1 protein-coding gene is annotated in these 370 nt (G+C 57.3%); it reads left to right on the top strand.

The genetic code is table 11. The features are described from left to right. Positions 1–209: FCD domain-containing protein (locus tag AF337_RS27325; RefSeq protein WP_152971214.1), on the top strand; the 209-nt coding region annotated here is incomplete at its 5' end. Positions 210–370 lie beyond the last annotated feature (161 nt).

Raw genomic sequence — 370 nt, 5'->3', positions numbered from 1 at the left:
GCAACCCCTTTATGGCAACCACGATCGGGGAGATGCGACGCTACACAACGATCTTCGAGCGACAGCTGCCTGTCGTGCGCGCGAAGCCGGGCGTGCGAGAACATCGAGCGATCCTGCTTGCCTTGGCCGCTAACGACGCCGAGGCGGCTCGCCGAGCCATGACCGATCATCTCGAAGTCGTCCGCCAGGGCGTCCTTGCGAACTACTGAATCGATGAATTGAGAATGCACTTGCATCCACGATGAACTTTTGTATAAAAGTGGGATCCCACTTGAATGCAGGGTCGGGATCCAACGATAAAGAACCGAACTCCAGAGGCTCTCCATGCTCCGTTCACACTTCTCTCGCAGCGTTCTTGCCGCGTCCTTCC

Source organism: Rhizobium ecuadorense (assembly GCF_001187535.1).
Taxonomy (GTDB): Bacteria; Pseudomonadota; Alphaproteobacteria; order Rhizobiales; family Rhizobiaceae; genus Rhizobium; species Rhizobium ecuadorense.
The sequence above is the reverse complement of the archived record's forward strand: the minus strand, read 5'-3'. Positions and strand labels throughout refer to the sequence as shown.